Origin of the sequence: Brevibacillus sp. SAFN-007a (assembly GCF_051967035.1) — a bacterium.
Taxonomy (GTDB): domain Bacteria; phylum Bacillota; class Bacilli; order Brevibacillales; family Brevibacillaceae; genus Brevibacillus.
In genome coordinates this window covers 1-7,395 of sequence record NZ_JBQCKK010000040.1, presented here as the reverse complement: position 1 = coordinate 7,395, position 7,395 = coordinate 1, and the positions used below count along the sequence as shown (strand labels likewise).

Here is a 7,395-nt window from a genome sequence, read left to right as displayed (position 1 = left end):
GGAAGCGCGGCAACGCGTGGAGCTGACGAATACTAATCGGTCGAGGACTTATCCACACACTTAGCTACCATGCAGATCCAGTTTTGAAGGAACAAGAATAAAGCTGTATTCCCGATTACTTTTCAAGTAATGGAGAATGCAGCTTTTTTTGCGTGTCAAGGAAAACAGTTCAATAAGCATCGAGGGAGAGACCTTGCGGGGGAGGGAAGAGTTCCTCTACTTCTCTATTCCGTTCTCCGCACGGTTTTCTCCTCCCACTCATTGAAATTATTGATGGATGGGATGGAAAAGTTCATTTTTACATTGTGTTCTTGCTCCACTATAGTAATGGATACAGGATAACATTCTGAAATTTCTGATGTTTGCGGACAGGAAAGGAGCTTTCATGAAACAGGCTGCTTTTATGCGTTTCCACTATGCTTGGGTGATTGCTGCAGTGACCTTTTTCATCCTCTTGATTGGGGCTGGAATTCGCTCGGCACCCGGCGTATTCATGGTGCCTGTCGAACAAGAATTTGGGTGGAGTCGTTCGTCTATCTCCTTTGCGCTGTCTATCAATTTGTTGCTATACGGTTTAGTTGGACCGTTTGCAGCAGCTATCATGGATCGATTCGGTATTAGGCGGATCACGGTTATTGCTTTGGTAATGCTGGCACTGGGGGCTGGCCTGACGACGTGGATGCAGGCATCATGGCAGCTGACGGTATTATGGGGAGTGGTTGTCGGTCTTGGATCGGGTTGCACAGCATCCGTATTAGGAGCTATGATTGCCAATCGATGGTTTGTGCAGCAACGAGGGCTGGTTATGGGAATTTTGACGGCGAGCGGCGCTACGGGACAGCTTGTATTTCTTCCTCTTCTCGCCAGTTTGGTTGAGTCTGACGGTTGGCGTACAGCCTCCTGGGTGATTGCTTCCGTGGCGCTCGTGATGGTTCCGATTGTTGCAGTCTTGATGCGGGATCGCCCGAGTGATAAGGGACTCACTGCATATGGAGCGGCAGACTTTGACCAAGAGCTTGCTGCTCCAGCACAAAATCCCTTTCAAGCTGCAATGAATGGACTGTTTACTGGTTTTCGCTCGTTTGACTTTTGGTTATTGGCCGGCAGTTTTTTTATTTGTGGCTTGTCTACGAATGGTTTGATCGGAACACATTTTATCGCGGCGTGCATGGAACATGGGATCCCAGCAGTTACGGCTGCTAGCCTGCTTGCTCTGATCGGTGTTTTTGATATTATTGGAACGACTTTTTCTGGTTGGTTGTCTGATCGCTACAATAATCGCTGGTTGCTGTTCTGGTATTATGGGCTGCGTGGACTCTCCTTGATGTTTCTGCCTACGGCGTTGTCCTCCTCACCATTTAGCCTGGGGCTGTTCATCGTATTTTACGGTTTGGATTGGGTTGCGACGGTTCCTCCTACCTTGAGGCTGACGACAGATATTTTTGGCAAGCAGCAGGCAGGCATTTTGTTCGGATGGATACTGGCAGCCCATCAATTGGGTGCCGCGGTAGCTGCCTACGGGGGCGGCGTGATTTACACGATAGTAAATAGTTACTTCTTCCTGTTCATAGCTGCAGGAGTGTTCTGTTTGCTCGCTTCTTTCATGGTCATGCGAATCGGAAGGAACGCGCTCCATACAAGTGTTTCCCGGAATGTGTAACGGAAAATCGCTAAAACACCCAAGGTATAGATTGCCTTGGGTGTTAGCATGTAGTGCACCTAGTGCATCCCAAAGTGTACAATGGGAGCGTCCATGTGTTGACTTTTTATACTTTACATATATTATTGTATTGAAAGGAACCGGGGTTTTGTATAGGAGTGAATAGGGATGTCAGAAAAAATGGCGTTGTGGACAAGAGATTTTGTAATCCTGGCCCTCTCCAATTTTATGCTGTTCGTGGCCTTTCAGATGCTACTTCCGACGCTTCCTGTATATGTGACGGACATGGGGGGAGATCAGCTGGCTGTAGGGCTGGTCATTAGCCTTTTCACTGTGTCGGCATTGCTTGTGCGTCCTTTTACCGGGAAAGCGTTGGATACCATCGGGAGGAAGCCTGTTTTGCTGATTGGGTTGGCCATATTTTTGCTGGCGGTCGCTGGGTATTACTGGATGGTCAGTGTGGCGTTGGTGTTGGCGATTCGCTTTTTGCACGGGATTGGCTGGGGAATTGTCACTACGACTTACGGAACGATTGTGTCCGATATCATTCCTCGGGAAAGAAGTGGGGAAGGAATGGGATACTTCGGGATGTTCAGCAACTTGGCGATGGCATTTGGGCCGCTTCTGGGCTTGTGGGTGTCGCAAAACTGGGGATACGGGTGGCTGTTTGCCATCTCTGCAGGGTTGACTGCTCTTGCGATGATCTTGTCCAGGCTGGTAAAAATAAAAGCCGTTGTTCCAGGGAAAAAATCGGATGGAAACCTGCTGAGTGGTCTCATTGAAAAGGCAGCGTTGTTCCCCTCTCTGTTGAATCTGTTGATCGGGATTATTTACGGGGGGATTTTCAGCTTTATTACCTTGTTTGGTATTGAGGTGGGTATCGCGAATATCGGCTTGTTTTTCCTGTTTAACGCGATTGCGCTGATGGCGGTTCGGCCACTGGCGGGAAGATTGTTTGATCGCAAGGGACCTGTATGGGTTCTTTTGCCGGGTGGAATGATTCTCGGGGGCGGTTTGCTGCTGTTGTCGTACAGCACAAGCGAGTGGCAGCTGATCTTTGCTGCGATTTTGTTTGGTATCGGTGTCGGCGGTGTGCAGCCTTCCCTGCAGGCATGGACGATCAAGCGGGTAGATCCATCGCGAAGAGGAGCAGCTACCGGGACATTTTTTTCCGCATTCGATCTGGGAATTGGCGGGGGAGCAATGATTCTGGGGGCAGTCGCCAAAGCGACCAGCTTTGCAATGATGTACCGCTATTCCTTGATTGCACTCGGTCTGTATTTGCTTGTCTACGTCGTATATTTGGTCCGGCAAGGAAAAAGGACAGCTGTGCCCGAATCGATTTCTTCTTAAAATCGGTTCGGGTTTTTCTATTGGTGAATAAGAAAAGGGAAAACGACAAACCATAAGTGAATGTAAAGTAGAAATGGAATAATTAGGAAAATGACTTTTTTGGAGATACGAGGCCAAAAGCGGAGCAAATACAAGGGGAAGCGATTGATTCGACTGGATTTTTTGGACGTGCCCTCTTTCTATATGGTATAATAACGTATTGTGATAACCAGTTGGAGGTTTACCGTTTATGGCAGAAGAAACTGCTCGGTTTCCCAAAGTCGATATTAGCCAAGAAATGAGAGAATCGTTCATCAGCTACGCGATGAGTGTGATCGTCAGTCGTGCATTGCCTGATGTTCGCGATGGGTTGAAGCCTGTTCACAGGCGTATTTTGTATGCCATGCACGACATGGGACTTACTCCTGACAAAGCGTTTCGAAAATCGGCAAACGTAGTCGGGGAAGTTATGGCGAACTACCATCCGCATGGTGACTCTTCCATCTATGAAGCGATGGTACGTATGGCACAAGATTTTAATATGCGTTATATGCTCGTTGAAGGGCAAGGAAACTTCGGCTCTGTAGACGGTGACCCGGCAGCGGCCATGCGTTATACAGAGTCGCGCTTTTCCAAGCTGGCACTGGAGCTTTTACGCGATATTGATAAAGAGACAGTTGATTTCACGCCGAACTACGACGGACGCAAGGAAGAACCGGTGGTCTTGCCTTCGCGCTTTCCGAACTTGCTGTTGAACGGCGCGTCGGGGATTGCCGTCGGGATGGCGACCAATATTCCTCCGCATAACTTGACAGAAGTCATTGATGGCGTTATTGCCATGATCGACAACCCGGATATTACGGTTCACGATCTGATGAAGATCATTAAAGGGCCGGATTTTCCTACTGCGGGAGAAATTCTCGGCTTTAGCGGGATTCGTCGTGCATACGAAACAGGTCGTGGCTCCATTATTATGCGGGCGAAAACGAAAATTGAAGAGGATAAGGGAAAGTCGCGCATCATCGTGACGGAGATTCCTTATCAGGTGAATAAGGCACGACTGGTAGAAAAAATTGCAGAGCTTGTCCGTGAAAAGAAAATCGAAGGCATTACCGATCTGCGCGACGAGTCCGACCGAAAAGGGATGCGTATCGTGATGGAGCTTCGTCGCGACGTCATTCCAAAAGTCGTGTTGAACAATCTGTTCAAGCATACGCAAATGCAGACCACGTTTGGCGTAAACATGCTCGCACTGGTTGATGGCAGACCACGTGTCCTCAATCTGCGTGACATGCTGTATTACTATTTGCAGCATCAACGCGTGATTATCCGCAGAAGAACCGAATACGATCTGAAACAGGCGGAAGCGCGGGCTCATATTTTGGAGGGCTTGCGGATTGCGCTGGATCATATCGACGAGATCATCAGCCTGATTCGCTCTTCGCAAACAACGGAAGAAGCGCGCGAAGGACTGATGACAAATTACTCCCTGAGCTACGAGCAGGCACAAGCGATTCTTGACATGCGTCTGCAACGTCTGACTGGCTTGGAACGGGAGAAAATCGAGAACGAGTACCAGGAGCTCCTGGCGAAAATTGCGGAGTTGCGTGCCATTCTCGCCGATGAAGCCAAAATCTTGGCGATCATTCGCGAAGAACTGGGTGAAATCAAAGAAAAGTTTGGCGATGAACGACGCACAGCGATTACATTCGATGAGGATCATATTGAAGACGCCGATTTGATTCCGGAAGAGGATGTCGTCATTACCTTGACTCATGACGGGTACATCAAGCGACTGCCTGTATCCACCTATCGTTCGCAAAAACGCGGTGGCCGGGGAGTGCAAGGATTGGGAACCAAGGATGACGATTTCGTTGAGCATCTGTACATTACCAATTCGCATGATTATATCATGTTCTTTACGAGCAAGGGCAAGGTGTACCGCCTGAAAGGCTTTGAGATTCCTGACCTCAGCCGTACGGCAAAAGGTACTCCGATCATCAACCTGATTCAGATCGAAAAAGGGGAGCGGGTCAGTGCGGTAATCCCGGTGAAGGATTTCGATCATGAACGGTTCTTGTTCTTTGCGACCAAGAAAGGAATTATCAAGAAGACGACCCTGGAGTCCTTTGAAAACATTCGCAAAGGCGGACTGATTGCGGTCAATCTGCGTGAAGATGATGAGCTGATCGGGGTTCGATTGACTGACGGACAGCAAGAGATTATCATGGGTACGCAAAAAGGGATGTCTGTTCGCTTTAAGGAGAGCGATGTGCGGACAATGGGACGCAATGCGACTGGCGTGAAAGGGATTACCCTTGACGATGACGACAATGTCATTGATATGGATGTCATCAAGCCAAACGCAGAGGTCCTGATCGTAACCGCAAACGGCTATGGAAAACGGACTCCTGTAGACGAATACCGCCTCCAGTCTCGCGGCGGTAAAGGTATCAAGACGCATAATGTGACCGAACGCAGTGGTCCCGTTGTCGGACTGAAAGTGGTTGAGCCAGAGGAAGATTTGATGATAATTACGACTTCCGGCATCATCATTCGGACAGAAATGAAGGGGATTTCTGTAATGGGTCGCTATACGCAAGGTGTGAAGCTGATTCGCCTGTCAGAAAATGAGCAGGTAGGTTCAGTGGCGAAATGTCCACCGAATGAAGAAGAGGATGAAGACGACTTGGAAGAGCAGGAGTCTGTTGAGGCAGTTGATGCTCTTGAAGCTCCAGCTAGCGTTGAATCGGACGAGCCGACTGAGGAATAATGAGGAAGGCAAAATATAGAGGAGAGGGAATCGCCCCGTATTTTTTGGGGCGTTTCTTTTTTTTTGCAGAAAGTTCGAAGGAACTGCTACTTTATTCCTGCGAACGGTTTGAAATTAGAGTAAAATTGGGAAAAGAAGACTATATAATGACCAAGTTGAATCGGGTGGTGACCAAGTTGCCCATCGTAGAAGTGAAGCATCTGAACAGTGGAGCTAGATTGGCAGAGGAAGTATATACGGGATTAGGCGGAGTTCTGTTTTCCAAAGGAACCCTTTTGTATGAAAGAGAAATTGAATTTCTCGAAGCTTTTATGATCAAACAGGTACATGTTGAGGGGACTGGCGCTGGCAATGGCCCAGAGCAAGCCGAAGCGCCGATGGAAGAGCAGGCAAAAGCGATGGACAAGCTGAACCCTGTTAAACCAACGATCCAGGAGTCCTTTGAAAAGGCAGTATCGTCGCTGAAAAATCTGATGATCCGGGTACAGGGCGGAAATAACATTCCGGTGATGGAAGTGCGTGAGGTAGTTGCTCCGATTATTACGGAGTTTCTGCGGCAGCCGCAGGTGTTGCTGGCACTGCCCCGTTTTGCGCGGATGGATAGCTACGCATATGAGCATGCGATTGCGGTGGGGATCATTTCTGCTTTGATCGCCAAGTGGATCAAGGTTCCCGAAAAGGAATGGATGCAGGTTGCATTGGCAGGCACTTTGCTTGATATTGGAAAAACCAGGATCGACCCCAGAATTTTGCACAAGCCTGGGAAGCTTACAGAAGATGAATTTGAGGAGATGAAAAAGCACACCGTTTATGGGTATCAAATCATTAAAGCTTCCCATGGCTTGAGTGAAGGAGTCGCGTTGGCTGCTTTGCAGCATCATGAGCGGGAGGATGGCTCAGGATATCCATTGGGACTGCCTGGGTCAAAATTGCACCTGTACAGCAAAATTGTTGCTGTAGCAGATGTGTATCATGCAATGTGTTCGGATCGGGCTTATCAAAAGGCGCTTTCTCCGTACGTGGTAGTAGAGCAATTGGTTCAGGACAGCTTTGGCAAGCTTGATCCAACTATTGTACGCAAATTTGTAGATGGGATTACCCAATTTGCCATTGGTACGATTGTGGAGTTAAGCGACGGGACGATAGGAAAGATTGTTTTTACCGATCGGAACCATCCCACCCGACCGATGGTGGAAACCGGAGGAAAGATTGTAAACCTGGTAGATGCCAGGCATTTGTCGATTATTCGTGTCTTGGAGCACATGTAATGCTGGGAGAGAGGCGGTAAATACACCTCTCTTTACTTTTAGCAAAAAAGTTCTATTCTATTAAAAAAATTACTTGTACTGTATCTGAAATCGTGATAAGATACTTCTTGTCGCTTCCTCTGAAGCAGACATTCAATAAGAAATGAAGATTGAAGTATTGACTTCATGAATCTTTTTTGATAGAGTATTGAATTGTCGCTGTCAAGCAACAAGGACTTCTTAAAAACAACTTGCAAAAGCTTGGTCGACATGATATACTGGAAAAGTCGCCTTGAAGGCGAGTGGAAATGCTCTTTGAAAACTGAACAGCGAAAGCGTTGATGAGTCTATCATTTTTACATGATTTGCCAGCTTGAACCAGC

The 7,395-nt window shown here is 47.9% G+C and carries 4 protein-coding genes; all 4 read left to right on the top strand.

Going from position 1 to position 7,395, the window contains the following annotated elements; all coding sequences use genetic code 11:
• Positions 1-385 precede the first annotated feature (385 nt).
• The 4 genes from ACTHO6_RS20910 (at position 386) to ACTHO6_RS20895 (ending at position 7,033) form a co-directional block, all read left to right on the top strand.
• A complete protein-coding gene (locus ACTHO6_RS20910; RefSeq protein WP_440243732.1) occupies positions 386-1,660 on the top strand; it encodes an MFS transporter in 1,275 nt (424 codons plus the stop codon).
• A gap of 168 nt (positions 1,661-1,828) precedes the next feature.
• A complete protein-coding gene (locus tag ACTHO6_RS20905) occupies positions 1,829-3,013 on the top strand; it encodes an MFS transporter (protein WP_440243730.1) in 1,185 nt (394 codons plus the stop codon).
• 229 nt (positions 3,014-3,242) lie between these two features.
• Positions 3,243-5,765 carry a DNA gyrase subunit A gene (gene gyrA / locus ACTHO6_RS20900; RefSeq protein ID WP_440243728.1) on the top strand — a complete coding sequence of 841 codons (2,523 nt, stop codon included), beginning with the start codon at positions 3,243-3,245 and terminating at the stop codon, positions 5,763-5,765.
• Between the two features lie 146 nt (positions 5,766-5,911).
• The gene (locus ACTHO6_RS20895; RefSeq protein WP_440243726.1) at positions 5,912-7,033 is read left to right on the top strand and encodes an HD-GYP domain-containing protein; all 1,122 of its coding nucleotides are present in this window, start codon (positions 5,912-5,914) and stop codon (positions 7,031-7,033) included.
• Positions 7,034-7,395: the final 362 nt, after the last annotated feature.